This is a genomic window from Streptomyces sp. NPDC051578 (genome assembly GCF_044454045.1).
Taxonomy (GTDB): domain Bacteria; phylum Actinomycetota; class Actinomycetes; order Streptomycetales; family Streptomycetaceae; genus Streptomyces.
The window spans coordinates 127,174-153,709 of sequence record NZ_JBITDH010000003.1 but is presented as its reverse complement, the minus strand read 5'-3'; the positions used below and the strand labels follow the sequence as shown (position 1 = coordinate 153,709).

Below are 26,536 nucleotides of genomic sequence, written 5' to 3'. Positions count from 1 at the left end.
CCGCCGGGCGCCCCGCGCAGGTCGGGAGCGGGGGCGGCGCCGGCGGGGGCTCCCGCGGGCGCGCGTACCGCGAGCGCGGTATCCAGGTCCGCCGGTGTAGTCCTTGAGGACGTCCCGGGCTCAGCCTGAGGGCGCCTGGGCATCCCGGGCCGGGCCCGTAGGGTTCCGGTATGAAGCTCCGACTCCCCCGGCGCCGCCGGGACCGTCTCCTCGCCGGCGCCGCCGCGGTCGCGGTCCTGGCGGCGACCGGCACGGTCACGGCCGTGGCCTCCGCCGACGGCCCGGCGGTGCACCGCCTGGACCAGGTGGTGCAGATGCCCGGCGCCGGGATCGACGTCTCGTACTTCACCGCCGGCGAGGGAGAGCGGGGTACGGGGAAACGGCCCGCCGTCCTGCTCGGCCACGGCTTCGGCGGCAGCAAGGACGACGTCCGCGCGCAGGCGGAGCGGCTGGCCCGGGACGGGTACGCCGTCCTCACCTGGTCGGCGCGCGGTTTCGGGCGCTCGGGCGGCCGGATCGGGCTGAACGACCCCGACTACGAGGTCAAGGACGTCTCCCGGCTGATCGACTGGCTCGCCCGGCGCCCCGAGGTGCGCCTCGACGCGGCCGGCGATCCGCGCGTGGGGGTCGCCGGGGCCTCCTACGGCGGTGCGGCGGCGCTCCTTGCCGCCGGGTACGACCGCCGCGTGGACGCCATCGCCCCCCAGATCACCTACTGGAACCTCGCCGACTCCCTCTTCCCGAACGGCGTGTTCAAGAAGCTGTGGGCCGGTGTCTTCTTCACCACCGGTTCGGCGCAGGGTCTGACGCCGGGCCGGCCGCCCGCCGGGTCCCCCTCCGCCGCGCCTCTCGCCGGGGCCGCGGCCCCCTCCGCCGCCGGAGCCGCTTCCGGTTGCGGGCGGTTCCAGCCGGACCTGTGCGCGATGTACGAACGGGTCGCGGTGTCCGGGAAGCCGGACGCCGAGGCCCGCGCGCTGCTGGAGCGGCGCAGCCCCTCCGCCGTGGGCGGCGCGATCAAAGTGCCGGCCCTGATCGTGCAGGGTCAGGACGACTCCCTCTTCCCGCTGGACCAGGCCGATGCCATGGCGAGGGCCATCTCCGCGAACGGGGCTCCGGTGGCGGTGGACTGGGCGGCCGGCGGCCACGACGGCGGGATGCGCGAGGCGGGCCGGGTCGAGGCGCGGGTGACCGCCTGGTTCGACCGGTACCTCAAGGGCGACGAGGGCGCAGCCACCGGTCCCGCCTTCCGGGTCTCGCGCTCCGGCGGACTGGACTCGACCGACGGCGCCGTACGGCTGCGGGGTGCGAGCGGCGACGAGTACCCCGGCCTGTCCTCGGCCCCGCGCGGGCTCGCCCTCGCCGGCCGGGAGCAGAGCTTCCTCAACCCGGCCGGCGGGAGCCCGCCGTCGCTGTCCTCGCTGCCCGGCGTCGGCGGACAGCTCGCCGCCTTCGGAGCCGGGCTGTCGCTCGACTTCCCCGGGCAGAACGCCCGGTTCGAGTCGGAGCCGCTGGGCGAGGGCGTACGGATCACCGGCGCCCCGACCGTCAAAGTGAGGGTGAGGTCGACGGCTCCGGACGGTTCGGCGGTGCTGTTCGGCAAGGTGTACGACGTCGGGCCCGACGGGCGGCAGGCGGTGCTGCCGAGTCAGCTGGTGGCGCCGGTGCGGGTGACGGACGCCGGGCAGGGCCGGAGCGTGGAACTGCGGCTTCCAGCCGTCGATCACGCCGTCGAGGCCGGCCACCGGCTGCGACTGGTGGTCGCGGCCACGGACCTGGGCTACGCGTCCCCCGCCGAGCCGGCCACGTACACCGTGGCGGTGGAGGGGCCGTTGGCGGTGCCCGTCGCCGACGGGGTCCGGACCGCGTCCGGCGGGCTGCCCGCCTGGACTTGGGGGCTGCCGCTCGCGGCGGTGGCGCTGGCCGCGGGGCTCTTGGGGATCCGCAGGACCGGCGGGGGCCGCGGCGGGACCCGGCCGGGCGCACCGCAGCCCGAACCCGGGCAGGCCGACGTACCACTGGAAATCACCGGGCTGACGAAGCGCTACGCGAAGGCTCGCGACCGCTACGCCGTGCAGGACCTGTCGTTCCGGGTGGAGAAGGGTCAGGTGCTCGGTCTGCTCGGACCCAACGGCGCCGGGAAGACCACCACCTTGCGGATGCTGATGGGGCTGATCACCCCTGACGCCGGGGAGATCCGGGTGTTCGGGCACGCGGTGCGGGCCGGAGCCCCGGTGCTGTCGCGGGTCGGGGCGTTCGTGGAGGGCGCCGGTTTCCTCCCGCACCTGACGGGCCGGGCCAACCTGGAGCTGTACTGGCGGGCCACCGGCCGGCCCGCCGAAAACGCGCACATGGCGGAGGCGCTGGAGATCGCGGGGCTCGGTGACGCCCTGGAGCGCGCGGTGCGCACGTACTCGCAGGGCATGCGGCAGCGGCTCGCGATCGCGCAGGCGATGCTGGGCATGCCGGACCTGCTGATCCTGGACGAGCCGACGAACGGTCTGGACCCGCCGCAGATCCGGGAGATGCGGGACGTGATGATCCGGTACGCGGCCGGCGGGCGGACCGTCATCGTCTCCAGCCACCTGCTGGCGGAGGTCGAGCAGTCGTGCACGCACCTGGTGGTCATGGACCGCGGGCGGCTCGTGCGGGCCGGCGAGGTCGCGGAGATCACCGGTGGCGGGGACACGCTGCTGGTGACCCTGGCCGGGCCGGTGGACGAGGGCGCGGTCGAGAAGGTGGCGGCGCTGGAGGGAGTGGGTTCCGTGGTGGCCGCCGATGCGGGGCTGCTCGTACGGCTCGACGGTGCGAGCGCCGCCGGGCTGATCGCCGAACTCGTACGGCTGGAGGTGCCGGTGTCCGCGGTGGGCCCGCACCGGCGGCTCGAGGACGCGTTCTTGACCCTGATCGGAGGTGCGGCGTGACGGCTGCTGTGGACACGGCCCCGGGGTACCGGCCCGGGCGGACGCTCCCGCTGCGCGTGGAGGCGCTGCGGCAGTGGCGCCGGCGGCGGACGCTGGTGATGGGCGGGGTGCTGGCGGCGCTGCCCTTCGTCATGATCATCGCGTTCGCGGTGGGCGGGGGCCGGGGAGACGGCCGGGGCGGCGGGGAGGGGCGGGTCACGCTCATCGACACCGCCACCGCCTCGGGCGCGAACTTCGCCGCGACCTGCCTGTTCGTGTCGGCGGGCTTCCTGCTGGTGGTGCCGGTGGCCCTGTTCTGCGGGGACACGGTGGCGTCGGAGGCGAGCTGGTCCTCGCTGCGCTACCTGCTGGCCTCGCCGGTGCCGAGGGCGCGGCTGCTGTGGAGCAAGCTCGTGGTCGCGCTGGGGTTCAGTCTGGCGGCGATGCTGCTCCTGCCGGTGGTGGCGCTGGCGGCGGGCACGGCCGCGTACGGGTGGGGCCCGCTCAGGCTGCCCACGGGCGGCGCGCTGGCCGCCGGGGACGCGGTGCCGCGGCTGGCCCTGGTCGTCGCGTTCGTCTTCGTGTCGCAGCTGGTCACGGCGGGGCTGGCGTTCTGGCTGTCGACGCGCACCGACGCGCCGCTGGGCGCGGTGGGCGGCGCGGTCGGGCTGACGATCGTCGGGAACGTGCTGGACGCGGTGACGGCGCTCGGCTCCTGGCGGGAGTTCCTGCCCGCGCACTGGCAGTTCGCGTGGGCGGACGCGCTCCAGCCGCAGCTGGAGTGGGGCGGGATGACCAAGGGTGCGGCGGTGTCGGTGTCGTACGCGGTGGTGCTGTTCGCGCTGGCGTTCCGGGGGTTCGCCCGGAAGGACATCGTGTCCTGAGGGCGGCGGCGGCCGTACGCGCGTGCAGGAGGCCGTCGAGGACCGCAGGGGTCTTCGACGGCCTCGTACGGGGCGGCCGGGCCGCTCAGGCGACGGCGTCGATCTCCGCGAGCAGCTCCGCTTCCAGCGGGCGGTCGGCGACGGCCGCGTTCGCGCGGACCTGCTCGGGGGAGGTGGCGCCGGCGATGACGGAGGAGCAGCCGGGCTGGGCGGAGAGCCAGCCGATGGCGAGTTCGAGGACGGTGCGGTCGTACTTCTCGGCGATGGCGGCGAGGGCCTCCACGGTGTCGAGCCGCTCCTCGGTGAGGTACGCGTCGCGCCCTTCGAGGCGGGAGCCGGCCGGGACGGGCGCGCCCCGGCGGATCTTGCCGGTGAGCAGGCCGTTGGCGAGGGGGAAGTAGGGCAGGACGCCGACTCCGTAGTGGAGGGCGGCCGGGACGAGTTCCCGTTCTGCCGAGCGCTGGAGCAGCGACCATTCGTTCTGTGCCGACACGAAGGGCGTCGCGCCGGTCTCGCGGGCGACGTGGGCGGCTTCGGCGAGTTGCCAGCCGCTGAGGTTGGAGTGGCCGATGTAGCGGACCTTGCCCTCGGTGACGAGTTCGCCGAGGGCGGCGAGGGTCTCCGCGACGGGGACGGCCGGGTCCGGGCTGTGCAGCTGGTACAGGTCGATGTGGTCGGTCTCCAGGCGGCGCAGGGACGCCTCGACGGCGCGCCGGATGTAGGCGCGGCCGCCACGGGCCCCGGCGGCGGCCCCGTACCCCATGTCGACGCCGTCGTAGCCGAACTTGGTGGCGAGGACGACCTGGTCGCGCCGGCCCTTGAGGGCCTGTCCGAGGTGGCTTTCGGAGCCGCCGGCCCCGCCGTAGATGTCGGCGGTGTCGAACAGGGTGACGCCCGCGTCGAGTGCGGCGTCCACGACGGCTCGGGTGGCCTGCGCGTCGAGCCGGCCGCCGAAGTTGTTGCAGCCGAGGCCGACGGCGGACACCAGGAGCCCTGAACTGCCCAGGGGGAGATAGCGCATGCGGGTTCTTCCTCCACACTCGTCGGTCAGCTTCCGGATCAAGTCGGCAGTCTACGCAGCCGTCTTCGCCGCAGGGCCGGCAACGCCGGGGTGCGCCACACTGGTGACATGTCGAACCTCTTCCACGGCGCGCAGGGCCGCTGCCTGGACCTGAACAACAACGCGACGGCCGTCTTCGTCGACGTCCTGGTCCTGGCGGTCTCCACGCTCGCCCGGGAGCCGTGGCACTTCCGCTTCGCCGCCCTGCTGACGCTGCAGGACCAGAACGTGATGGGCCGGGGCGTGGTCGGCTTCGGCCTCGGCGACCTCGACTGGGGCGGGACGCCCGAGGAGCGGTCGGCGGCCAAGGGGTTCGTGCTCGACGTCGTCGACCTCGCGCTCGGCCGCCACCGGTGGGAGGAGCTGCCGTACGAGCCCGCGCGGGCGCGGGGGTACCTGCGGGAGTTCCGCTCGATGGTCGGGGACTTCGACCCCGATACCGCCGGATCCCCGGCGCGCAAGGTGCTGCCCGACGCGCACGAGGCGGCGTGCGCCTCGTGCGTGCGCCACCGCGTGCTGGACGCGCTGCCGTGGTGGGAGGGGTGCGTGTTCTGCACCGAGGGGTGGTGAGGCCGGTCCCTACGCGACGCGGGTCGCACCCGCCGACGGGGTGGCCGCGGTGATGCGGGGCGGGGCGTGGCCGGCGCGGGCGAACGCGTCCGTCACGGCCCGGGTCACCACCGGTTCGGCCTCCGCGTCGATCAGGGCGACGGCGGAGCCGCCGAAGCCGCCTCCCGTCATCCGGGCCCCGTGCGCGCCCGCCGCGTTGGCGGTGGCCACGGCGAGGTCGAGTTCCGGGCAGGACACCTCGTAGTCGTCGCGCAGGGAGGCGTGGCCCTCGGTGAGCAGGGGTCCCGTCTCGCGCAGCCGTCCGGCGTCGAGCAGCGCGCCGACCCGCAGGACGCGTTCGTTCTCGGTGACGACGTGCCGGACCCGCCGGCGTGCGACCGGGTCGTCGAGCCGGGCCAGTTCCCGGTCCAGGTCCTCATGCGGGAGGTCGCGCAGCGCCGGCAGGCCCAGGCGGGCGGCCGCCCGGTGGCAGGAGGCGCGGCGTTCCGCGTAGGCGCCGTCGGCCAGGTCGTGCTTGACGCGGGTGTCGATGACCAGGAGGCGCAGGCCCGCCGCCGCGCAGTCGAACGGTACGGGGTGGTGTTCGGGGCCCCGGGTGTCCAGGCGCAGGACGTGGCCCTCGGTGGCGCAGGCGGAGGCCGTCTGGTCCATGATCCCGCAGGGCACTCCTACATAGGCGTTCTCGGCGCGGCGGGCCAGGGCGGCCAGTTCGGGCCGGGTGGGGGTGAGCCCGTACAGCTCGGTGAGGGCCAGGGCGGTCGCGACCTCCAGGGCGGCGGAGGAGGACAGTCCGGCTCCGGCGGGCACGTCGGAGCGTACGTGGAGGTCCGCGCCCCCCACCGGTAGCCCAGCCTCGCGCAGGGCCCACGCCACGCCGGCCGGGTACGCGGCCCAGCGGTCGGCGCCCTGCGGGGGGTGGGCCGGGTCGAGGGCGGCGAGGTCGAGGGTGACCACGGCGGAGCCGGTCGCGGCGGAGTGGAGCCTCAGCAGGCCGTCGGAGCGCGGCGCGGCGGCCACTTCGGTGCGTTGCGGGAGGGCGAACGGCAGGGCGAAGCCGTCGTTGTAGTCGGTGTGTTCGCCGATGAGGTTGACCCGGCCGGGGGCCGCCCAGACCCCCTTCGGCTGGTGTCCGTACAGGTCACGGAACGTGAGCGCGGTCTCGTTCACGGGCTGGCCACCTCGCGCAGGCGCGCCGCCGCGTCCTCGGGCCGGATGTCGTTCATGAAGGCCTCCATGCCGGATTCGGTTCCGGCGAGGTACTTGAGCTTGTCGGCCGCGCGCCGGACGGTGAACAGCTCCAGGTGCAGTGCGAAGTCGTCCCGGTCGCGGCCCTCGCCCGTGGGCGCCTGGTGCCAGGCGGAGATGTACGGGGTCGGCTCCGGGCGCTCGAAGAGACGGTCGAAGCGGCGCAGCAGTTCCAGGTAGAGGCGGGGGAACTCGGTGCGTGCCCCGTCGCCCAGGGCGGGCAGGTCGGGGACGCGAAGGCGGGGGTAGAGGTGCACTTCGTAGGGCCAGCGGGCCGCGTAGGGGACGAAGGCGGTCCAGTGCTCGCCTTCGAGGACGACGCGGCCGGCGTCGGCCCGCTCGCGGGCGAGTACGTCCTCGAAGAGGTTGCCTCCGGTGCGCTCGCGGTGGGCGGCGACGGTGGCGAGCATGCGGGTGGTGCGGGGGGTCACGTAGGAGAAGGCGTAGATCTGGCCGTGGGGGTGGGCCAGGGTCACGCCCGTCTCCGCGCCCCGGTTCTCGAAGCAGTAGACCTGCCGGATGCCTTCGCGGGCGGAGAGTTCGGCGGTGCGGTCGGTCCAGGCGGCCAGGACCAGTGCGGCGCGCTCCTCGTCCAGTTCGGCGAAGGAGGTCCCGTGGTCGGGGGTGAAGCAGATGACCTCGCAGCGTCCGGTGTCCCCGGCGAGGGAGGGGTAGCGGTTCTCGAAGACGGCCACTTCGTAGTCGGGGGCGGGGATCTCGCTCGTACGGCCGGCTGCGGAGGGGCAGAGCGGGCAGGCGTCGGCGGGCGGCAGGTGGGTGCGGCCCTGGCGGTGGGAGGCGATGACGACGTGGTCGCCGAGGAGCGGGTCGCGGCGTACCTCGGAGGTGGTGGCGCGCGAGGAGGCGTCGAGGGCGCGGGTGTCGGGGTAGGCGCGGGCGGCGCCGTCGGGGTCGGTTCCGGTGCGGGTTTCCGTGTCGTAGTAGAGGATCTCGCGGCCGTCGGCGAGCCGGGCGCGGGTGCGCTTCACGTACGGGCCTTCGCTTTCAACTGGAGGGTGGCGGCCGTGGGGGCGTTCACTGGAGGGTGACGACCGTGGGGCGGCCGAGGTCGGGCTGGTCGCGCAGCGGCAGTCGGGCGCCGGGGCGTTCCAGTTCGAGGACGACGAGTTCGTTCCTGCCGGTCCGCCACAGGGGCGCGGGGGCGTACAGGGTGCGCTGCGGACCGCGCGGGGTGTCGTAGTGGCCGAGGAGGAAGCCGTTCAGCCACAGGAGGCCGGTGCCCCAGTCGCTGACGTCGACGAAGCCGTCCGCGGGGGCGGCGGGGAGGGTGTGGGTGAAACGGTGGAACGCGGGATGGCCCTGCTCGGGGATTTCGGACGACCACCGCAGGCCGGTGAGGTCGGTGAGCGGCAAGGGCCGTATCTCCCACTCGAACAGGTGCTGATGGCCGTGGCGGACGCCGCGCCAAATGCCCTTGCGGTCGTCCAGGAGGGGCCCGTAGTTGACGCGGCCCTGGGCGCGGACGAGGACGTCGAGGACGACGCCGCCCTCACCGACGGGGAGGTCGATGCCGTCGTCGGGCGCGTTGCGGTCGAGGGCGCCGAGGAGGCGGCCGTCCGCGAAGAGGTAGGCGCGGTCGCCCAGGCCGTCGATCCGTACGGGCACGGCGGGGCGGGGGCCGGTGACGGTGGTGCGGTAGTGGATCAGGCCGTGGTCCTGTCCGAGCTTCTCCATGGGCTCGGGCGCGGGGCGTGCGACGGGGGCGCCGCCGAGGAGGGGGAGGTGGGCGAGGAGCGGCGCGGCGCCGGCGGGGGTGGCGAGGGCGGGTGCGATGCGCGGCGGGGGTCCGGGCAGGGGGCCGTCGGGCAGCGGTACGTACTTGCCGATCACCTCGCGGAAGGCGTGGAACTTGGGGGTGAGTTCGCCCGCCTCACCGATCGGCGCGTCGTAGTCGTAGCTGGTGGTGGTGGGCTGGTAGCCGGGGTCGCCGGGGCGTGAGCCGGTGTGGTTGGCGCCGGCCCAGAAGCCGAAGTTGGTGCCGCCGTGGGCCATGTAGAGGTTGACGGAGGCGCCGGTCGCGAGCAGTTCGTCGAGCGATCGCGCGGCTTCGTCGGCGGAGCGGACGTGGTGCGGCTCGCCCCAGTGGTCGAACCAGCCGATCCAGAACTCCATGGCGGCGAGCGGGCCGCTGCGCTGGTAGCGGCGCAGGTGGGCGAGGCGCTCGGCCGGCTTGGCGCCGAAGGTGGCGGTGGCGAGGCGGCCGGGGAGCATGCCGCCTTGGAGCATGGCGTCCTCGGGGCCGTCCGCGGTGAACAGCAGGCAGTCGACGCCGCGTTCGGTCAGGGCCCGTTCGACGTGCGCGCGGTAGCGGGCGTCGTTGCCGTACGAGCCGTACTCGTTCTCGATCTGCACGGCGACGACCGGGCCGCCGCGGCTCGCGAGCAGCGGCAGCAGTTCGGGGACGACGGAGTCGAACCAGCCGTCCACCTCGGCCTGGAAGCGGGGGTCGGAGCAGCGCAGGTGCAGGCCGTCGAGGGCGAGGAGGCGGGCGGGCAGGCCGCCGAAGTCCCATTCGGCGCAGATGTAGGGGCCGGGGCGGACGATGGCGTCGAGGCCGAGGGCGGCGGCGAGGGTGAGGAAGCGGGCGAGGTCGCGGGGGCCGGTGAAGTCGGCTTTGCCGGGGGCGGTCTCGTGGAAGTTCCAGGGGACGTAGGTGTCCACGGTGTTGACGCCGAGGGCGCGCAGGCGCGAGAGCCGGTCCTCCCACAGGTCCGGGTGGACCCGGAAGTAGTGCAGGGCTCCCGAGACGATGCGGTGGGGGCGGCCGCCGCGCCGGAATCCGTCCTCGTCCCAGGTGAGGGTGTGCGGGGATCCGTCCTGGTCGTGGGCCGGCGTGCGCGAGGATCCGTCCTGGTCGTGCGTGAGCATGCGCGGGGCTCCCGGGAGGGGTTCGAGATGCTGGCGTGAGGGGCGGGTCGCCGTCGAATATATGAACGCACCGCCCGCGCCGTCAATGACCGGTTGAACGCATTCGATCGAATCGATCGTTTCCGTTCTCTATGATGGGCGGGGACCGGCCGCGGGAGCACCGCGGACGGCCGCGACCGCAGGGGGCAGCCTTGAGACCACATGTCGACCAGCGCCAGGCGCGGGTTCTCGCGCTCGTCCGGGAGCGGGGCAGCGTGCGCGTCGCGGACCTGGCCCGGGAACTCGGCATCTCGCCGGTGACGCTGCGGCGGGACATCGAGGCAATGGCGGCCAGGGGCGAGATCCACCGGATGCACGGGGTGATCAGCCGGGTGGAGCGGCGGCCGCCCGAAGCGCCGGCCGCCAAGTCCCCCGGGCGGCCCGGCGGGCGGGCGGCGCTGGTGATCGGGATGGTGGTGCCGACCACCGAGTACTACTACGCCGATGTGGTGCGGGGCGCCAGGGAAGTGGTCGAGGCGCGGGGTGCACGGCTGACGGTCGGGCTGACCCGGTACCTGCCGGGCGAGGACCGCACGCAGGCGGACCGGCTCCTGTCGACCGGCGCCGACGGGCTGCTGCTGACGCCGAACTGGGAGGCGGGTTCGCCCGACCCCGGGGAGGGCGCCTGGACGGCCGGGCTCCCGGTGCCGACGGTGCTGGTGGAGAGGTGGGCTCCGACCGGGCATCCGGCGGCCGCGCTGGACCGGGTGGGGTCGGACCACGCGCACGGGGCGGCGCTCGCGGTGCAGCACCTGGTGGAGCGGGGGCACCGGCGGATCGCGCTGGCCAGTCAGGAGACGCCGACGACCGGGCGGCTGCGGTCCGGGTACGAGGCGGCGGTGGCAGCGCTCGGCCTGGAGCCGGCTCCGCCGTGGCCGGCGGGCGGTTCCGCCGAGCAGCCGCTGACGGTGGCGCAACGGTTCGCCCGGACGCTGGACTACCTGTGCGAGGCGGTGACGCAGGGCGGGGTGAGCGCCGCCCTGGTCCACAGCGACACGGACGCCATCATGCTGATCCCGCGGCTCCAGGCGCGCGGCGTGCGGGTGCCGGAGGACCTGGAGGTGATCACGTACGACGACGAGGTGGCCGGGCTGGCCGACGTACCGCTCACGGCGGTGGCGCCGGCGAAGCGGGAGGTCGGCGCACGGGCTGCGGGGCTGCTGCTGGACCGGCTGGGGGGCGCGGGGCGGGACGGGGCTGGCCAGCACCTCGAACTGCTGCCGCGGCTGACGGTCCGTGCGTGAAGTGATTGTTTCGATCGAGTTGCGCATTCGCTCTTGACGGTGTGCGGGTTCGCGCAAAAGATGGGCGCGTTCTCGCATCCGCCGCGCCTTCTCCGCCGCAGCGGTCTCCCATCCGCCGCGTCCAGCGGTCGTCAGTAGGAGCCGAACCATGCCGCGCTGCTTCCGTTTCCGTTCCCCGTCCCGTGCGTCGGCAAGGCGCCGTCCGCCCCGCCGCCCGGGCCGTGCCGTCCTCACCTCCTCGGCCGTCGCGGTGGTCCTGCTCGCCACGGCATGCGGCGGTGGTGGGCAGGCCGCGCCGGACTCGGGTGCGGCGGGTGCGGCGCAGGGGCCGGTGACGATCACGTACTGGTCGTCTTCCGCGGGTGCACAGCAGACCGCCGACGCCTTCAACAAGACGCATCCGGGCATCCAGGTCAGGTTCTCGGCGGTTCCGGGCGGCCCTGACGGGGCGACGAAACTGGCGAACGCGGTGAAGGGCGGGAACGCGCCCGACGTTGCGACGATGGACTACTGCGCGCTCCCGGAGTTCGCGAGTGGCGGCAACCTGGAGGATCTGAGCGCGACTTCGGGCACGCTCGTCACCGAGAAGTTCCCGGCGGCCGTCCAGTCCCTGGTGAAGCTGGGCGGCAGGACGTGGGCGGTGCCGTTCGACGTGACGCCGCTCGAACTCTTCTACCGCAAGGACATCTTCGAGAAGTACGGGGTGGCCGTGCCGAAGACCTGGGACGAGTACGAGGCGGCAGCGGAGAGGATCCACCAGGCCGACCCCTCGGTGAGGATCACGAACATGGGCGGCGGTGATCCGGCGGTGCTGACCGGGTTGTCGTGGCAGGCGGGCGCCAAGTGGTACGGGACGCAGGGCGACAAGTGGAAGGTCGCCATCGATGACCCGGCGTCCAGGAAGGTGGCCGAGTACTGGAACCGGCTCATGGCGTCAGGGGTCGTTTCGAAGACCCCGCTGTGGGGCGAGGGTGAGGCGAAGGAACGTTCCTCTGGGCAGGTCGCGACGGTCATTGGCGCCGCCTGGACGGCCGGTACGTTCCTGGTGAACTACCCGGACCTCAAGGGCAAGTGGGGGATCGCCCCACTGCCGAGCTGGGACGGCGGAGCGGCGACCGGGATGTACGGCGGCACCTCGTACATCGTGCCCAAGGGCAGCAAGCAGACGAAGGCGGCCGCCGAGTTCATCCGCTGGGTGACCACCGAACCGGAGGCGATCCGGGCCCGGCTCAGCTCGCTCACGTCCCCGAGCAGCGCGTTGCCGGCCAACCCGGAGATGCGGGCGGAGGCTGCGAAGCTGTTCGACGCCTCGTACTTCGAGGGGCAGGACCCGTACGCCGTGGCGGGGGAGGCCGCGGCCGCCATCGTGCCCGGCTGGAGCTGGGGGCCGGCGCAACTGCAGGTGAACGCGGCTCAGGGTGCGGCCGGGCCGGACATGGTCAAGGCTCTGTCCGAGGGCCAGTCGGCCGCCGAGAAGGCCATCCGGGACCGCGGCCTGGGCCTGGCCGGCTGATGCCCGCCGCCACCCACCCCGAGCCCCCGGCGGACCGCCGGAAGGCCACCACCGAACGCCCGGCCCTCCCACCACCCCGGCCGGACGACCCCACCGTGCGCATAGACGTTCCGGCGTCCCGGACGGCACATCCCACCGATCGCCCAGAGGCTCCGGCGACCCGGACTGAGCCTCCCGCACACCGGGCAGAGGTTGCGGTTGTTGCGGTTGGCCAGACGGAGGATGCCGCCGGCGATGTGAGAAGTCACGCGGCCCGGGCGGAGACCCCAACGGCCCGCATCGAAGACTCCGCCAGCCCGGCGGAAACCCCGGCCGCCCGAGCAAAGGGCCCCGCCAACACCGGGAGGGATCACGCCGTTCGGGCCGAGACCCCAACGCCCCGCATGCCGGCCCCCGCCAGCCCGGCGGAAACCCCGGCCGCCCGAGCAAAGGGCCCCGCCAGCGCCCAGAGGGATCACGCGGGTCGGGCGGAAGGTCCCGCCGGCCAGGCGCGAACTGCGGCCGGCCGGGCGGACGAGACCGCCCACCGGGCGGAAACTCCGGCGGGCCAGGCGGAGGATTCTGTCGGCCGCATGGAGGTTCCGGCCGGCCGGGCAGAGGGGGCGGTTGGCCGGGCGGCGCGTGTGCGCGGGGCGTTGGCGTGCTTCGCGCGGGCCGGGACCGGGCGGCCCGGGCGCGCGGTGGGCGCCCCTCGGGGCAGCGGCCCCGGCCGACGCCGGGGCTCGGCGACCGAGCCGTCCGTCCTACCCGGCAGCGGCAACGGCAACGGCAACGGCAACGGCAACGGTGCCGTACCGGGAGCGGCCGGAGTGACCGCGCGGAGCGCCCGCCGCCGCGGGTCCGGGGCCGCCGGCCTGTTCATGGCGCCGTTCTTCCTGCTCTTCGCGCTCGTCACCGTCGCCCCCATCGGCTACGCCATCTGGCTGAGCCTCTTCCACGACCGGCAGTCCGGACTCGGTTTCGGCGGCACCGAACGCGTTTTCAACGGCGTCGGGAACTACACCAAGGCGTTCGCCGATCCGCTCTTCCTGGCCTCGTTCCGCCACATCGCCCTCTACTGCCTCATCTACATCCCCGTGATGGTCGGCGGCGCACTCGTCCTCGCCCTGCTGCTCGACTCCGCCCTCGCCCGGGCGAGGCGCTTCTTCCAGATCGCCTTCTATCTGCCGCACGCCGTGCCCGGTATCGTTTCGGCGCTCATCTGGCTCTACCTCTACACACCCGGCCTCAGCCCCGTCCTTGACGTCCTCGACCGGACCGGGCTGTCGTGGGATTTCTTCGGCCGCGACGAGGCCCTGCTGTCGGTGGTCAACGTCTCGGCCTGGCAGTGGATGGGCTACAACATGATCATCTTCTTCGCCGGTTTGCAGGCCCTCCCCCGCGAAACCCTGGAAGCCGCCACGGTGGACGGCGCCGGCGCCTTCCGCACCGCCTTCCAGGTCAAGGTGCCCAGCATCAAACCCACCGTCGTCCTGACGGTCCTGTTCACCTGCGTGGGCGCCGTCCAGCTCTTCGACGCCCCCCAGCTCCTCCAGCTCCGTGCCACCGGGATGGGAGAGTCCTGGTCCCCGACCATGTACGTGTTCAGCGCCGCTTTCAAACGCCACGACTACGGACTGGCGGCCGCGAGCGCACTGCTCCTCGCCCTGGTCGCCGGCGCCGCCTCCTACGTCGTGACCAGGCTCGGCAACCGCTGGAGGTCCGCATGACCACCCTCCTGACCCGCGGCCGCCCGCACTCCCGCCTCCGCCGCCACCCCCGTATCCTCTCCAGGACGGCCGTCAACGCCGCGCTCCTGCTCGTCGGTGCCTACACCCTGATGCCCCTGGCCTGGCTCGTGCTGGCCGCGACCAAGAACCGGCGGGACCTCTTCGCCACCGGCCCCTACGCCCCCGGCCGGTTCGACTTCCTCACCAACCTCGGCGACGTCTTCACCTACGACCACGGCATCTTCGGGCGCTGGCTCGGCAACAGCCTCCTGTACACCGTGGCCGGCTCGACCCTCTCCGCCCTGATCAGCGTGGCCTGCGGCTACGCCTTCCACGCCTACGAGTTCCGTCACAAGGAACGGCTCTTCGGTGTGGTCCTCGCGGGGGTGCTCGTACCGGCGACCGTCCTCCAGCTGCCCCTGTACCTGATGGCCTCGGCGGCCGGGGCCGTGAACACCTACTGGGCCTACCTCGTACCGGCCCTCGTCAACCCCTTCGGGGTCTATCTGGCCCGCGTCTTCGCCGAGGGCTACCTCCCGCACGAGGTGCTCGCCGCCGCCCGCGTCGACGGGGCGGGTGAACTGCGGCTCTTCGCCCACGTGTCGCTGCCGATGCTGTGGCCGGGCTTTGTGACGATCTTCCTGTTCACCTTCACGGCCATCTGGAACAACTTCTACGGGGCCCTGACCATGCTGAACGACGAGCGGCTCTACCCCGTCAGTCTGGGCCTGTTCATGTGGAACCGCAGCGTCTACCAGCAGCCCGAGCTGTACCCGCTCGTCATCACCGGATCCCTCGTCTCCGTCCTCCCGCTCGTGCTCGCCTTCCTCGGCCTCCAGCGCTTCTGGCGCTCGGGTCTCACCGCAGGAGCCGTCAAGTGACCCCTTCCTCCCCCTCCTATACCGCGCGTCGCCCGGCCACCCTCCTCGCCATGAGCCCCGGCACCCGGGCAGCCGTTCTCAGCGGCCGGGTGCTGCCCAAGCTGGTACGGGTCGCCGACCTGGATCCCGACCTGCTGCTCAGCGACTTCGGCGACGACACACCGGGGCTGAGGCACCGTCTCACCGAAGCGGAGGTGCTGTTCACCAGCTGGGGCTGCCCTTCCCTCGACGCCGACGCGCTGGAGCGGATGCCGCGGCTGCGTGCCGTCGTCCACGCCGCGGGCAGCGTCAAGCACCATGTGACCGCCGCCTGCTGGGAGCGCGGTCTGCTGGTCTCCAGCGCTGCCGCCGCCAACGCGGTGCCGGTCGCCGAGTACACGCTCGCCGCGATCCTGTTCGCCAACAAGCGGGTGTTGGAATCCGCGCACGCCTACCGGTCGGCCCGTGGGCCCATGGATCTGCTGAGCCGCTATCCGGCCGTCGGAAACTACCGCCGCACCGTCGGACTCGTCGGCGCCTCCCTCATCGGGCGACGGGTCCTTGAGCTGCTGCGCCCGTTCGACCTGCGGGTGCTGGTGCACGACCCGTACGCCGACCCCGCCGAGATCGCGACGCTCGGTGGCGAGGCCTGCGCACTCGACCAACTCCTCGGCTCCAGCGACGTGGTGAGCCTGCACGCGCCCGAGCTGCCCGCGACCCGCCACCTCCTGGACGCCGCACGGCTGGCGCTGATGCCGGACGGCGCCACGCTGATCAACACCGCCCGGGGCTCCCTCGTGGACACCGCGGCGCTGACGGAGGAACTGGTCCGGGGACGGCTGCACGCGGTGCTCGACCACACCGAGCCCGAGTTGCTGCCCGCGGGTTCGCCGCTCTTCGACCTGCCGAACGTGCTCCTCACCCCTCACGTGGCCGGCTCGCTGGGCGGTGAGCTGGACCGCCTGGCCGCGACGGCGGTAGCAGAACTGGAGCGCTACGCCCACGGCCTGGCCTTCCGCCACCCGGTCGACCCGACCCGGCTGGCCTACTCCGCCTGAGCGCTCCCGCTCCGCGAACGACCTACGGGCCCCACGGGGGCGTCGCCGGGTCGTGCGGCGGCCGCCTCCTCCAGCAGGAGCCAGCCGTCGATCTCCACCGCCCGCCGCTCCCCCGGCTGCCATCCCCGGGCCGAGGCCGCATCGAGCAGGGCCCGGACGGCACCCGGTTCGTGCAGGTTCAGCGAGCCGCCCCGGACGTAGCCCACGTCCCCGGAGCCCATGGGCGCCCCGCCCGGGACGTAGCGGTCCGGCCCGCCGGCGAAGACGATCCGCAGCGGGCTTCCGGTGCCGGAGGGCTGCGGGTACAGCGTGAGGGTCTCGCGGCAGCCGGCGGACCGGCCGCCGTCCGGCACATGGTGGTGGTGGCGGAGCGTCCATAGGTACAGGCGGCCGCCGACGACCAGCCGGCGGGGCTTCCTCGGTTTACGGGGCACTGAGCCGAGGGTACGCGGCCTGCTCTACGCCCCACCCCCCGGCAGCAGGGTGCGCACCGGGCTCCCGGCGCGGGCCCGTGCCCCGGACCCGGGACGGGACCGGGCTGAACCGGGCGCCGGCGTCCCGCCCGGCCGGGGGACGGCCGTCTGGTCATGGCGGCCCTCCGATCGGGTTCTGTGGCCCCCCGGCCGGCTCGGTGTCCGGCGCGCCCTGCTCCCGGTGCTCCCGTAGTAGCCGCGCCAGGTGCTCCCGACCTCGCGCCAGCCGGCGCGGGAGGTCCGCTGCTCGGGGGTACCAGCGTTTCTCGTACTCCCAGCACAGCCAGCCGCTCGACGGCATGCCGGCCGTCACTTCGGCGAGGGGCAGCACTCCCTCGCCGAGGCCGAGGGGTGTCAGGTCCCGGGCCGAGGCCACGTCCTTGACCTGTACGTAGCCCAGGTGGGGCGCGAGGCTCCGCCACGACTCGGCGGGCGGCTCGCCCCCCAGCCAGGTGTGGAGTACGTCCCACAGCGCGCCGGCGCCCGGATGCCCGACCCGCTCCAGCACCCGGGCGGCCGCGGCCCCGGTCGGGTGTGAGTCGTGGGTCTCCAGCAGGATCCGCACGCCGTGCCGTTCGGCGTACGGCGCCGCGGCGCGCAGTCTGCGGACGGCCCGGGTGTCCGCGTCCGCCTCGGGCAGGCTCCCGCCACCGGGGAAGACCCGGACGTTCGGGGCTTCGAGATCGGCGGCGAGCCGGACCAGGGAGCGCAGTTCGGCCAGCACCGGCCCGTCTTCCCCGGCGGCGGCCACCTTGGCGTATCCCGCCACCCCCAGGACGGTGACCCCGGCGGCGGCGAAGGTACGCCTGGCCACGGCCCGATCGCCGCTGGGGCTGCCGGGGTGCAGGGGTTCCTCCGGGTGGGCCCGCAGTTCGAGGCCGTCGTATCCGTGCTCGGCGGCGAGGGCGGCGCCGCGCGCGAGCGAGGTCCCGGGCAGGCCGAGCGTGGAGAAGGCGTACCTCACGGTCGGCTCCTCACCCGGGGCGGGGGCGCCGTCGACGCGCGCACCATCAGCTCGGTCGGCAGGGTGGTGATGCGGCCCGGGGGCGCCGGTCTGCGGCCGGTGACGAGTTGGGCCGCGAGCACGCCCGCCTCCCGCAGCGGGACTCTGACGGTGGTCAGGGCGGGCGCGGTGTCCACGCTGAACGGCAGGTCGTCGAAGCCGGCGACCGAGACGTCCTCGGGGATGCGCTTGCCTGCTTCCCCCAGGGCCGCCGCCACACCGGCGGCGACGGTGTCGTTGGCCGCCGCGACGGCAGTGAACGGCTCCCCGCGCCGCAGCAGTTCACGGGTGGCGTCATACCCGGCGGAACGTTCGAAGCCGGCGTAGACGGTGAGCGGGGCGCAGGTGTCGGGCAGGGCCGGGTCGTGCCGTCGCAACGCGGCGGTGTGCCCGGCGAGCCTTTCCCGGGTGGTGCTCAGGCCCTGGGGGCCGGCGACGTATGCGATGCGCCGATGGCCGAGGGTCAGCAGGTGCTCCGCGAGGCGGAAGGCTCCGCCGTGGTCGTCGAACATGACGGTGGCGACCGGCAGTGCGGCCGGTACGGACAGCGGCGGTCTCCCGCACAGCACCACCGGCGTGCCGGCGAGCGCCATGCGGCTGATCCGGGCGGTGAGTGCGGTGCTGTGGTGCGGTTCCTCCACGCCCCCGCCCGTCAGGACGACTCCGCCCGCCCGCTGCCCCTCCAGCAGGGCGAGGTAATCGAGTTCGGCTGAGGGAACGCCCTCGGTGTTGCAGACGACGGCGAGCCTGCGTCCGTCTCCGTGGCCGGTCGGGGCGAGGGCCTTTTGGAAGGATCCCGCGAGGATGCCGAAGAAGCTGTCCGCGACGTCGTGGACGAGTACGCCCACGAGGTCGGAGGTGGCGGCCGCGAGGGCCCGGGCCGGGCCGTTGGCGATGTATCCCAGTTCTTCGATGGCTTGTTCCACCCGGGTCCGGGTGCCTCCGGCCACCGGGTGCCCCCCGTTCAGTACACGCGAGACCGTGGCGGGCGAAACGCCCGCGTGCGCCGCGACCTCGGCGAGAGTCACCGCCATTTCGCACCCCTCCTCCTGCCCCGCACTCGATGGCCGGGCCGTCTTCATCATGTGTCCCTCGTGATGCCAGTCTGCCCCATCCGGAAAGCGCTTTCCATCACTCGTACGGGTGTTGTGCGCGAGCTGCGCCCAGATCTAGCCTGGTGCGAGTGAAAGCGCTTTCCGTGATCCGCAAGTGAAGGAGGGGAACCCCATGGCAGGAGACAGGGCAGCCGATGCGGCACGCCGCTCGGTGCGCACCATCAAGATCGCCATGAACGGCGTGACCGGACGGATGGGATACCGCCAGCACCTGGTGCGATCCGTCCTCGCGCTGCGGGAGCAGGGAGGCCTCGATCTCGGGGACGGGACCGTGCTCTGGCCCGAACCGGTCCTGATCGGACGGCGGGAGGGTGCACTGCGGGCCATCGCCGACCGGCACGGGCTCGAACACGTCAGCACCGATCTGGCGCAGGTACTGGCCGATCCCGAGGTGGAGGTCTACTTCGACGCGCAGGTGACCGGCGCCCGGGAGGCTGCCGTCCGTCAGGCCGTCGCGGCGGGCAAGCACGTCTACTGCGAGAAACCGACCGCCCTCTCCTTCTCGTCCTCCCTGGAACTGGCGCGGCTGGCGCAGGCGGCCGGAGTCAGACACGGCGTGGTCCAGGACAAGCTGTTCCTGCCGGGTCTGCTGAAACTGAGGCGGCTGATCGAAGGCGGCTTCTTCGGTGAGGTCCTCTCCGTGCGCGGGGAGTTCGGCTACTGGGTGTTCGAGGGGGACTGGCAGCCGGCCCAGCGGCCCTCCTGGAACTACCGCGCGCAGGACGGCGGCGGCATCACCGCCGACATGTTCCCGCACTGGGAGTACCTGCTGCACGAGCTGTTCGGCCGGGTCTGCTCGGTGCAGGCCCTCACCCGTACGCACATCGGCCGCCGCTGGGACGAGGAGGGCAAGCCGTACGAGGCCACCGCGGACGATGCGGCCTACGGCCTCTTCGAACTGGAGGGCGGTGCTGTCGCCCAGATCAATTCCTCCTGGGCCGTGCGGGTCCACCGCGACGAGCTGTTGGAGCTCCAAGTGGACGGGACGCACGGTTCGGCGGTGGCCGGGCTGCGCGAGTGCCGGATCCAGCACCGGGCCGGGACACCCAAACCGGTCTGGAACCCCGACCTTCCCCAGAGCGAGTCCTTCCGCTCCCAGTGGCAGGAGGTACCCGACAACACTCCGGCGGACAACGGATTCAAGGCCCAGTGGGAGCTGTTCCTGCGCCACGTGGTCCGGGACGAGCCCTGGCGGTGGGACCTGCTCGCCGGGGCGCGCGGGGTGCAGCTCGCCGAACTCGGGCTGCGGTCCTCGGCGGAGGGCCGCCGGCTCCGGGTGCCGGAGGTGGTCCTGTGAACACCATCCTCCTGCCCGACGCGCAGGGCGGGTACCGCGAGTACCGTCCGAACAGCGACCCGCTGCCGCCGCTGACCTGCGGCCCGGCGCGCAGCCGGACGTTCTACGCGGCGGCGCATGTCGTCGCCGACCCCCTCTCCGCTTCCGCCGAAGCAGGTCCCGCGGTCGACTGGGAGGCCACGCTGGCCTTCCGGCACCGGCTGTGGGACGAGGGGCTCGGGGTCGCGGAGGCCATGGACACCGCGCAGCGCGGTGCGGGCCTGGACTGGCCGACGGCGGCCGAGCTGATCCGCCGCTCGGCGGCGGATGCCCGAGCGGTCGGGGGCCGGATCGTCTGCGGCGTCGGGACCGACCAGCTCCCGGCTTCCGGGCCGCACCCGATCGCCCGGATCACCGCCGCGTACGAGGAGCAGCTCGCGCACAGCGAGGCGTGTGGGTCGGCGGCCGTACTGATGGCGTCCCGGGCGCTCGCCAAGGCGGCCCGGGGCCCGGAGGACTACCTGGAGGTCTACGGGCGGTTGCTCCGCCAGAGCTCCACACCCGTGGTCCTGCACTGGCTGGGCCCGATGTTCGATCCGGAGCTCACCGGCTACTGGGGGCACGAGGACCCGGAGGAGGCCACCGAGGTCTTCTTGAAGATCATCGCCGAGTACCCGCGGAAGGTGGCCGGCATCAAGGTCTCATTGCTGGACGCCGACCGGGAGGTGGAGATCCGGCGCCGGCTGTCGGCCGGTGTGCGCTGCTACACGGGTGACGACCTCCACTACCCGGAACTGATCGGCGGTGACGGCGAGCTGGCGAGCGACGCCCTGCTGGGCGTATTCGATCCGATCGCCCCGATCGCGGCACGGGCGGCGGACGCGCTCGACCGGGGAGACGCGGTGGCCTTCCGCGAACTGCTGGACCCCACGGTGGCGTTGGCGCGGCATCTGTTCGCCCCGCCGACCCGCTACTACAAGACGGGGGTGGTGCTGCTGGCCTGGCTGGCCGGATTCCAGGAGCACTTCACCCTGCTGGGCGGGCTCCAGTCGGCGCGCTCGCTCCCCCATCTGGCCACGGCCTACGAACTGGCCGACCGCCTCGGCCTCTTCCCGGATCCGGGGCTCGCCGCGTCCCGGATGCGGCAGCTGTTCGCGGTCTACGGGGTGGCGTCGTGAAATGGGCGCCGGCTCCGGCCCGGTTCAGTCTGAACCAGGAGACGGTCCGGCAGTGGTCGCTCCCCGACCTGGTGAGCGGCTGCACGGCGGCCGGGGTACGAGCGGTGGGCCTCTGGCGGGAGCCGGTACGGCGGTTCGGGGTACGGCAGACGGCGAAGCTGATCGCCGGGGCGGGACTGGGCGTCAGCTCGCTGTGCCGGGGCGGGTTCTTCACGGCCGCCGACCCGATAGGACGGGCAGCCGCCCTCGAGGACAACCGGCGGGCGGTCGAGGAGGCCGCCGAACTGGGAGCGGACACCCTGGTCCTGGTCTCCGGCGGACTGCCCGACGGGGAGCGCGACCTGGTCGGTGCGCGCGAGCGGATCGCCGACGTCCTCGGCGAGTTGACGCCGTGGGCCGCCGCGCACGGGGTGCGGCTGGGGATCGAAGCCCTGCATCCGATGTACGCCGCGGACCGCTGCGTGGTCTCGACGCTCGGTCAGGCACTGGACCTGGCCGAGAGGTTCCCCGCGGAGCGTGTGGGGGTGGTGGTGGACGCCTACCACCTGTGGTGGGACGAACGGCTCCCGGAGGACCTGCGCCGGGCCGGCGCGGGCGGCCGGATCGTATCCGTCCAGGTCGCCGACTGGGTGACGCCGCTCCCCGAAGGGGTGCTGCTCGGGCGGGGGCAGCTCGGTGACGGGTGTATCGATCTCCGGGGGTTCCGGGAGCTGGCCGACGGGGCGGGCTACCGCGGGCCGGTCGAGGTGGAGATCTTCCACCCCGGGCTGTGGGCCCGGGAGGGATCGAAGGTACTGCGGGAGGTGATCGAACGCTATCGCCGGCACGTGGAGTGAGGTCGGGACTCCGAATGCGGCCTGGGATCGGGGCTCCCGACGCGGCGGGGCCGGCGCGTCCAGTGGCAAATCGGCAGTGGCAGGGCCGGACGGTTGGGGCCGAGGTGGCGGCCCGGTGCCGGGCAGGACAGACGGTGAGGGTGGGAAAAGGAGAAAGCGATGACAGACCCATGGAGCCGGCGCGCCTTCCTCTCCACGGCGGGCGGAGGTGCGCTGTGGCTGGGCGTCCCGCGGGCGCGTGCCGAGGGCGGGCCGGCCACGGACACGGACGTGTACGAGACGATGCGCGCGGTCTGGCGCGGGCTCTGTCTCGGTGCCGGTTTCCCGGCGACGAGTGAGCCGTTCCGGTCGCGGCTCGCCGAACTCGGCGAACAGGCCGAGGGCTGGAGGGCCGCCATGGCTCCCGCGCCGGGAGCGCTCTGGCCCGATCTGGGATTCGCGACGGATCCCGAGAAGATGATGCAGAGCTACTACCGGCTGCGCACCATGGCGGAGGCCTACGTCCGCCCGGGCACCGGGCACACTGGTGAGACCGCGCTGCGCACGGCGCTGCTGACCGGGCTCGACCACCTGCACACGGAGGTCTACCACGCGGGCCGGGCGCCGTACGGCAACTGGTACTGCTGGCAGATCGGGGCCCCGCAGGCGTTGCTCGACCTCTGCGTCCTGCTCCAGGCGGACCTGACACCGGCCAGCATCGCCGATCACTGCGCGGCGGTCGACCATTTCGTGCCCGACTCCGTCGTCGCCTCCTACGGCGGGACGAGCACGGGAGCGAACCGGGTGGACCTCTGCCGGGTACTGGCCCTGCGCGGGGTGGTCGGCGCCGATGCGGGGAAGATCGCTCTGGCCCGGGACGCGCTCGCGCCGGTCTTCCCGTACGTCTCCTCGGGGGACGGTCTCTACCGGGACGGCTCCTTCGTCCAGCACACCTGGGTGCCGTACACCGGGACGTACGGCGCGGTGCTGCTCGGCGGACTTGGCATGCTGTTCGCGCTGTTGCGGCAGACCCCGTGGGAGGTGACGGATCCCGGCGCGCAGATCGTGTTCGACGCGGTCGAGCGGGCTTGGGCGCCGTTCCTGTTCAACGGGCTGGTCATGGACGCGGTGTCCGGGCGGGCGGCAAGCCGGGGCGTGTCCGCGCTGGACGCCCGGCGGATCCAGCAGGACGACCACGCGCGGGGGCACGCGGTGCTGGCCGGGATCCTGCTGCTGGCCCAGAGCGCGAGCAGCACCGAACGGGCCCGATGGCGGGGGCTGGTCAAAGGGTGGGCGGACCGGGCCTACTACAGCCCGCCCATGGCCGATCAGACCCTCGGGCTGGCCGCTCTCGCCCGGCTGGCGGAGGTGGCGGCGGATCCGGGTGTGGCGGGACTTCCCGAGCCGGTCGGCCACCGGCTGTTCGCTTCGATGGACCGGGCCACGCACCGGCGGCCCGGCTGGGCCGCCTCGCTGTCCATGGCTTCGCAGTGGATCGCGCACTACGAGACCGGCAACGGGGAGAACCTGCGCGGCTGGCACACCGGTAGCGGGATGCTCACCTGGTGGGGTTCCACCTACGGAAACGGCCAGTACTCGGATGCCTTCTGGCCCACGGTGGACCCCTACCGACTGCCCGGGACCACCGTTTCCCGGCTGGCACTGGCCGACGGGGCGGGAGGCGACTGGGGCGCCTCGCGGCCGGACGCGGTGTGGGTGGGCGGGACGACCGACGGGGAGTTCGCGTCGGTCGGTCAGCACCTGAGGGGCCTGGGCAGCACGCTGACGGCACGGAAATCCTGGTTCTTCCTCTCGGACACCATCGTGTGCCTGGGCGCTGGGATCCGTTCGACGGACGGAGTGCCGGTCGAGTCGGTCATCGACAACCGCAACCTGGGCGCGGCCGGCACGCACGCGCTCACCGTCGGCGGCACGGTACAGCCGGCCGCCTTGGGCTGGTCGGCGTCCTTCCCCTCCCCCGGCTGGGCGCACCTCGCCGGCTTCGGCGGGTACGTGATGTCCGGAGCGGGGACGTTCAAGGCCCTGCGGGAAGCGCGCACCGGCCGGTGGAGCGACATCAACCGGGGCAGCGCGACGACGCCGCTGACCCGGCGCTACCTCACCCTCTGGTACGACCACGGCACGGATCCGGTCGCCGCCGGGTACGTCCACCAGGTGCTGCCGGGGGCCACGGCGGCGCAGACGGCCGCCCGGGCCCGCTCCACGGACTGGCTGCGGGTGCTCGCCAACACCGGAGCGGCGCAGGGGGTGTCGGTGGGTTCGCTCGGCTTCACCGGCGTCAACTTCTGGCAGGCCGGGACGGTCGGCCCGCTGGAGGCGAGCGCCGCCTGCTCGGTCACGGTGCGGGAGAGACCCGACGGCACGGCCGTCGTGTCCGTGGCGGACCCGGCGAGGGCACTGGCCGCGCTTACCGTGGTGTGGGACCGGCCCGTGGCGGCGGTGGTGTCCCGGCCGCCGAGCGTGGTGACGGCCGAACCGGGCTCGCGCCTCCGGCTCGCGTTCGGCGACCTCACGGGGGCAGCGGGAGCCGGACAGCAGGTGGTGGTGCGGCTGGGATGACGCACCGTGCGCCTAGCTGGGCGCGGTACCCGCCGGGTGGCGGGTGCCAGAGGGGGGTGCGGTCGCGGACGGGTGGAGGGTGGCATAGCGTGCCACCCATGGAACAGGAGAAGACGGCCGGGGTGGGCGAAGGCGCGGGGAGGCGGCGGTTCCTGGCTGTCGCCGCGACCGGGGCGGCGGCCGCCGGGCTCGGAGCGCTGGCCGGGTGCGCGAACGTGGGCGCGAAGGGGAACGGGCAAGGGAGCGAGCAAGGGACCGGACCTGAGGGGACGACGGGCGGCAGGCCTGCGGCCGCGGCGCGGGGGTTCGACGTCAAGGCCGAGAACGCCCGCCCCGGCAACTCCGACTGGCACGTGACCAAGGCCGGGCCCGCCCGCGCCATCGAGGGCTTCGCGGACAAGGTCAGCGTCCTGCCCGGGGAGTCTTTCGGCCTCCACGTGTCCACCACCGCGCCCCGCTTCACCGTCTCCGCGTACCGCATGGGCTGGTACGGCGGCGCACGCGCCCGGCTGGTGTGGCGTTCGCAGGCCCTGACCGGCATCCGGCAGCCCGAGCACACCGTCGACCCCGAGAGCAGGATGGTCCGCACTCACTGGGCCCGCACCGCCACGGTCGACACCAAGGACTGGCCCGAGGGCTGCTACCTCCTGCGCCTCGACGCACAGGGCGGTGAGGGCCAGCGCTTCGTACCGCTCACCGTCCGTTCGGCGGCCACGGCCGGCCGCACCGTCGTCGTGAACGCGGTGGCGACCTGGCAGGCCTACAACCGCTGGGGCGGCTACGGCAGCTACGACGGCCCGAACGGCGGGTACGCCACCCGTTCGCTGGCCGTGACCTTCGACCGGCCGTACGAGTACGACGACGGCGCGGGCCTGTTCCTCGTGTACGAGGCACCGCTGATAGCCCTGGCCGAGCGGCTCGGCATACCCCTCGCCTACGCGACGACCACGGACGTCGCGCGGGACAAACGGCTGCTGGAGGGGGCGGCGGCCGTACTGTCGCTCGGGCACGACGAATACTGGTCGCCGGAACAGCGGGCACACTTCACCGCCGCCCGCGACGCGGGGACGAACATAGCCGTCCTCGGCGCGAACTGCTGCTTCCGGAGGATCCGGCTTGAGGCCTCCGACCTGGGTCCGGACCGCACGGTGGTCTGCTACAAGTCCTCCTACGAACAGGACCCGGGGTTCCGACGCGGCCATCCGGCCACCGTGGACTTCCGCTCTCCCCCCGCCGCCGACCCGGAGAGCTCCCTGCTCGGCGTGATCTACGACGGTTACCCCGTGGACGCCCCTTACGTCGTGACCAACCCCGGCCACTGGCTGTTCGAGGGCACCGGCGTGAAGGCGGGCGACGGCTTCGCGCACCTGGTCGGCGTCGAGTACGACAAGGTCAACACCGGTTTTCCGACGCCCCGGCCGATCGAGATCCTCGCCCACTCCCCCGTCGTGTGCGAGGGGCGGCCCAGCCACCAGGACACGGCCTACTACACCGTCGCGAGCGGCGCCGCCGTGTTCGCGACGGGGACGATGCGCTGGGTGGAGGCGCTCGACGCGACCGGCGACGGGCGCAGCGGCGCCAACCACGGGCTGGACGCCCGTGCGGGCGCGCTGACGACGCGGGTGACGGAAAACCTGCTGCGCGTCTTCGCGGCGGGGCCGGCTGGTCGCACGCATCCAGCCCAGGACAACGTCAAGGCGGTCTACGGGCGTTCCTGAACCAGCCCGCCGACGCAGGACGCCCTCAACGCCGGACGCCCGGCCGGGAGAAGGTCCCGGCCGGGCGTCCGGCGCATGCGTACTGGCAGGGGCGGCAGGAGTCGAACCTGCGACCTACGGTTTTGGAGACCGTTGCTCTGGCCGGCTGAGCTACACCCCTTCGGCGAGACCCACCATGGCACGGGCCGGCCCGAAGATCCAACGAAATCCGCGGGGAGTCCGCTGCCTGAGACGGCGAGCCGGTGGGCCACAGGAGCGGCGGGCGGCCCGCACCTCGGGAACCAGCCAGAAATTACCCCGCCGTATGTAGTGACTTACCACGCCGCCGACAGTAGAACTTGTTCTCACTCCATCGAGAGTGAGGAACGTCACATGAGTGACAAATCCCTGAACAGCAAAGTATCCCA

Annotated in this window: 20 protein-coding genes and 1 tRNA gene; 13 read left to right on the top strand and 8 right to left on the bottom strand. The window is 73.4% G+C overall.

The features are described 5' to 3' along the window. The first annotated feature begins 170 nt into the window (after window positions 1-170). A complete protein-coding gene (locus ACIA6C_RS16755; protein ID WP_399276481.1) occupies window positions 171-2,921 on the top strand; it encodes an alpha/beta fold hydrolase in 2,751 nt (916 codons plus the stop codon). Then, window positions 2,918-3,784, top strand: coding sequence for an ABC transporter permease (locus tag ACIA6C_RS16750; RefSeq protein ID WP_399276479.1), 867 nt, complete (start codon window positions 2,918-2,920; stop codon window positions 3,782-3,784). Before ACIA6C_RS16755 ends, ACIA6C_RS16750 begins: the two co-directional genes overlap by 4 nt. Window positions 3,785-3,869: 85 nt before the next feature. Here the strand turns inward: ACIA6C_RS16750 and ACIA6C_RS16745 are convergent, their stop codons facing one another. Then, window positions 3,870-4,805 (bottom strand): aldo/keto reductase, encoded by a 936-nt coding sequence (locus ACIA6C_RS16745; protein ID WP_399276477.1) that lies wholly within the window; start codon window positions 4,803-4,805, stop codon window positions 3,870-3,872. Window positions 4,806-4,913: 108 nt separating this feature from the next. Here ACIA6C_RS16745 and ACIA6C_RS16740 point away from each other — a divergent pair, with 108 nt between their 5' ends. Further along, window positions 4,914-5,414 carry a hypothetical protein gene (locus tag ACIA6C_RS16740; RefSeq protein ID WP_366079413.1) on the top strand — a complete coding sequence of 167 codons (501 nt, stop codon included), beginning with the start codon at window positions 4,914-4,916 and terminating at the stop codon, window positions 5,412-5,414. A gap of 9 nt (window positions 5,415-5,423) precedes the next feature. On the opposite strand, the gene galK is transcribed toward ACIA6C_RS16740, so the two are convergent. Genes galK through ACIA6C_RS16725 form a run of 3 tightly spaced genes read right to left on the bottom strand, consistent with a single transcriptional unit; the run spans window position 5,424 to window position 9,548 of the window. Further along, the gene (galK, locus tag ACIA6C_RS16735; protein WP_399276475.1) at window positions 5,424-6,581 is read right to left on the bottom strand and encodes a galactokinase; all 1,158 of its coding nucleotides are present in this window, start codon (window positions 6,579-6,581) and stop codon (window positions 5,424-5,426) included. Next, window positions 6,578-7,648, bottom strand: a complete 1,071-nt coding sequence (gene galT / locus ACIA6C_RS16730) for a galactose-1-phosphate uridylyltransferase (RefSeq protein ID WP_399276473.1) — start codon at window positions 7,646-7,648, stop codon at window positions 6,578-6,580. The genes galK and galT overlap by 4 nt, the downstream gene beginning before the upstream one ends. Before the next feature lie 46 nt (window positions 7,649-7,694). Next, on the bottom strand, window positions 7,695-9,548 hold the full coding sequence (locus ACIA6C_RS16725) for a beta-galactosidase family protein (RefSeq protein ID WP_399276471.1): 1,854 nt from the start codon (window positions 9,546-9,548) through the stop codon (window positions 7,695-7,697). A 191-nt stretch (window positions 9,549-9,739) separates the two neighbouring features. Between ACIA6C_RS16725 and ACIA6C_RS16720 the strand changes: the two genes are divergently transcribed. From ACIA6C_RS16720 to ACIA6C_RS16700, 5 genes are all read left to right on the top strand, one after another. Then, window positions 9,740-10,831, top strand: coding sequence for a substrate-binding domain-containing protein (locus ACIA6C_RS16720; RefSeq protein WP_399276469.1), 1,092 nt, complete (start codon window positions 9,740-9,742; stop codon window positions 10,829-10,831). Window positions 10,832-10,979: 148 nt separating this feature from the next. Beyond that, window positions 10,980-12,344, top strand: coding sequence for an ABC transporter substrate-binding protein (locus tag ACIA6C_RS16715; protein ID WP_399276467.1), 1,365 nt, complete (start codon window positions 10,980-10,982; stop codon window positions 12,342-12,344). Window positions 12,345-13,204: 860 nt separating this feature from the next. Continuing rightward, window positions 13,205-14,053, top strand: a complete 849-nt coding sequence (locus ACIA6C_RS16710) for a carbohydrate ABC transporter permease (protein WP_399277281.1) — start codon at window positions 13,205-13,207, stop codon at window positions 14,051-14,053. After that, window positions 14,050-14,934, top strand: coding sequence for a carbohydrate ABC transporter permease (locus ACIA6C_RS16705; protein ID WP_399276465.1), 885 nt, complete (start codon window positions 14,050-14,052; stop codon window positions 14,932-14,934). The genes ACIA6C_RS16710 and ACIA6C_RS16705 overlap by 4 nt, the downstream gene beginning before the upstream one ends. Window positions 14,935-14,984: 50 nt before the next feature. Next, complete coding sequence (locus tag ACIA6C_RS16700) at window positions 14,985-15,971, top strand: hydroxyacid dehydrogenase (RefSeq protein WP_399277279.1); 987 nt, start codon at window positions 14,985-14,987, stop codon at window positions 15,969-15,971. On the opposite strand, the gene ACIA6C_RS16695 is transcribed toward ACIA6C_RS16700, so the two are convergent. The 3 genes from ACIA6C_RS16695 to ACIA6C_RS16685 all read right to left on the bottom strand — a co-directional run bounded on the left by ACIA6C_RS16695 (window position 15,959) and on the right by ACIA6C_RS16685 (window position 18,481). Beyond that, window positions 15,959-16,405: a hypothetical protein gene (locus ACIA6C_RS16695; RefSeq protein WP_399276463.1), complete on the bottom strand. Its 447-nt coding sequence runs from the start codon at window positions 16,403-16,405 to the stop codon at window positions 15,959-15,961. The genes ACIA6C_RS16700 and ACIA6C_RS16695 overlap by 13 nt on opposite strands. Before the next feature lie 151 nt (window positions 16,406-16,556). Then, window positions 16,557-17,408: a sugar phosphate isomerase/epimerase family protein gene (locus ACIA6C_RS16690; protein ID WP_399276461.1), complete on the bottom strand. Its 852-nt coding sequence runs from the start codon at window positions 17,406-17,408 to the stop codon at window positions 16,557-16,559. Then, the gene (locus ACIA6C_RS16685; protein WP_399276459.1) at window positions 17,405-18,481 is read right to left on the bottom strand and encodes a LacI family DNA-binding transcriptional regulator; all 1,077 of its coding nucleotides are present in this window, start codon (window positions 18,479-18,481) and stop codon (window positions 17,405-17,407) included. Before ACIA6C_RS16685 ends, ACIA6C_RS16690 begins: the two co-directional genes overlap by 4 nt. 193 nt (window positions 18,482-18,674) lie before the next feature. On the opposite strand from ACIA6C_RS16685, the gene ACIA6C_RS16680 reads away from it, so the two are divergent. The 5 genes from ACIA6C_RS16680 (at window position 18,675) to ACIA6C_RS16660 (ending at window position 26,129) form a co-directional block, all read left to right on the top strand. Beyond that, window positions 18,675-19,859 carry a Gfo/Idh/MocA family protein gene (locus ACIA6C_RS16680; protein WP_399276457.1) on the top strand — a complete coding sequence of 395 codons (1,185 nt, stop codon included), beginning with the start codon at window positions 18,675-18,677 and terminating at the stop codon, window positions 19,857-19,859. After that, on the top strand, window positions 19,856-21,016 hold the full coding sequence (locus ACIA6C_RS16675; RefSeq protein ID WP_399276455.1) for a dihydrodipicolinate synthase family protein: 1,161 nt from the start codon (window positions 19,856-19,858) through the stop codon (window positions 21,014-21,016). The genes ACIA6C_RS16680 and ACIA6C_RS16675 overlap by 4 nt, the downstream gene beginning before the upstream one ends. Beyond that, entirely contained in the window at window positions 21,013-21,852 is an 840-nt protein-coding gene (locus tag ACIA6C_RS16670) for a sugar phosphate isomerase/epimerase family protein (protein WP_399276453.1), read from the top strand. The genes ACIA6C_RS16675 and ACIA6C_RS16670 overlap by 4 nt, the downstream gene beginning before the upstream one ends. 159 nt (window positions 21,853-22,011) lie before the next feature. Then, window positions 22,012-24,411 (top strand): polysaccharide lyase 8 family protein, encoded by a 2,400-nt coding sequence (locus ACIA6C_RS16665; RefSeq protein WP_399276451.1) that lies wholly within the window; start codon window positions 22,012-22,014, stop codon window positions 24,409-24,411. Window positions 24,412-24,509: 98 nt separating this feature from the next. Then, entirely contained in the window at window positions 24,510-26,129 is a 1,620-nt protein-coding gene (locus tag ACIA6C_RS16660; RefSeq protein WP_399276449.1) for a N,N-dimethylformamidase beta subunit family domain-containing protein, read from the top strand. An 83-nt stretch (window positions 26,130-26,212) separates the two neighbouring features. Here ACIA6C_RS16660 and ACIA6C_RS16655 read toward each other — a convergent pair. Further along, window positions 26,213-26,289, bottom strand: a tRNA-Trp gene (locus ACIA6C_RS16655). Between the last annotated feature and the right edge of the window lie 247 nt (window positions 26,290-26,536).

Excerpts from the sequence above, each read along its gene's own strand:
- ACIA6C_RS16715 (WP_399276467.1), top strand. The coding sequence starts at position 10,980 with ATGCCGCGCTGCTTCCGTTTCCGTTCCCCGTCCCGTGCGTCGGCAAGG.
- ACIA6C_RS16710 (WP_399277281.1), top strand. The coding sequence starts at position 13,205 with ATGGCGCCGTTCTTCCTGCTCTTCGCGCTCGTCACCGTCGCCCCCATC.
- ACIA6C_RS16755 (WP_399276481.1), top strand. The coding sequence starts at position 171 with ATGAAGCTCCGACTCCCCCGGCGCCGCCGGGACCGTCTCCTCGCCGGC.
- ACIA6C_RS16745 (WP_399276477.1), bottom strand. The coding sequence starts at position 4,805 with ATGCGCTATCTCCCCCTGGGCAGTTCAGGGCTCCTGGTGTCCGCCGTC.
- ACIA6C_RS16725 (WP_399276471.1), bottom strand. The coding sequence starts at position 9,548 with ATGCTCACGCACGACCAGGACGGATCCTCGCGCACGCCGGCCCACGAC.
- ACIA6C_RS16705 (WP_399276465.1), top strand. The coding sequence starts at position 14,050 with ATGACCACCCTCCTGACCCGCGGCCGCCCGCACTCCCGCCTCCGCCGC.
- ACIA6C_RS16665 (WP_399276451.1), top strand. The coding sequence starts at position 22,012 with ATGACAGACCCATGGAGCCGGCGCGCCTTCCTCTCCACGGCGGGCGGA.
- ACIA6C_RS16660 (WP_399276449.1), top strand. The coding sequence starts at position 24,510 with ATGGAACAGGAGAAGACGGCCGGGGTGGGCGAAGGCGCGGGGAGGCGG.
- ACIA6C_RS16740 (WP_366079413.1), top strand. The coding sequence starts at position 4,914 with ATGTCGAACCTCTTCCACGGCGCGCAGGGCCGCTGCCTGGACCTGAAC.
- ACIA6C_RS16700 (WP_399277279.1), top strand. The coding sequence starts at position 14,985 with ATGAGCCCCGGCACCCGGGCAGCCGTTCTCAGCGGCCGGGTGCTGCCC.
- ACIA6C_RS16680 (WP_399276457.1), top strand. The coding sequence starts at position 18,675 with ATGGCAGGAGACAGGGCAGCCGATGCGGCACGCCGCTCGGTGCGCACC.
- ACIA6C_RS16685 (WP_399276459.1), bottom strand. The coding sequence starts at position 18,481 with ATGGCGGTGACTCTCGCCGAGGTCGCGGCGCACGCGGGCGTTTCGCCC.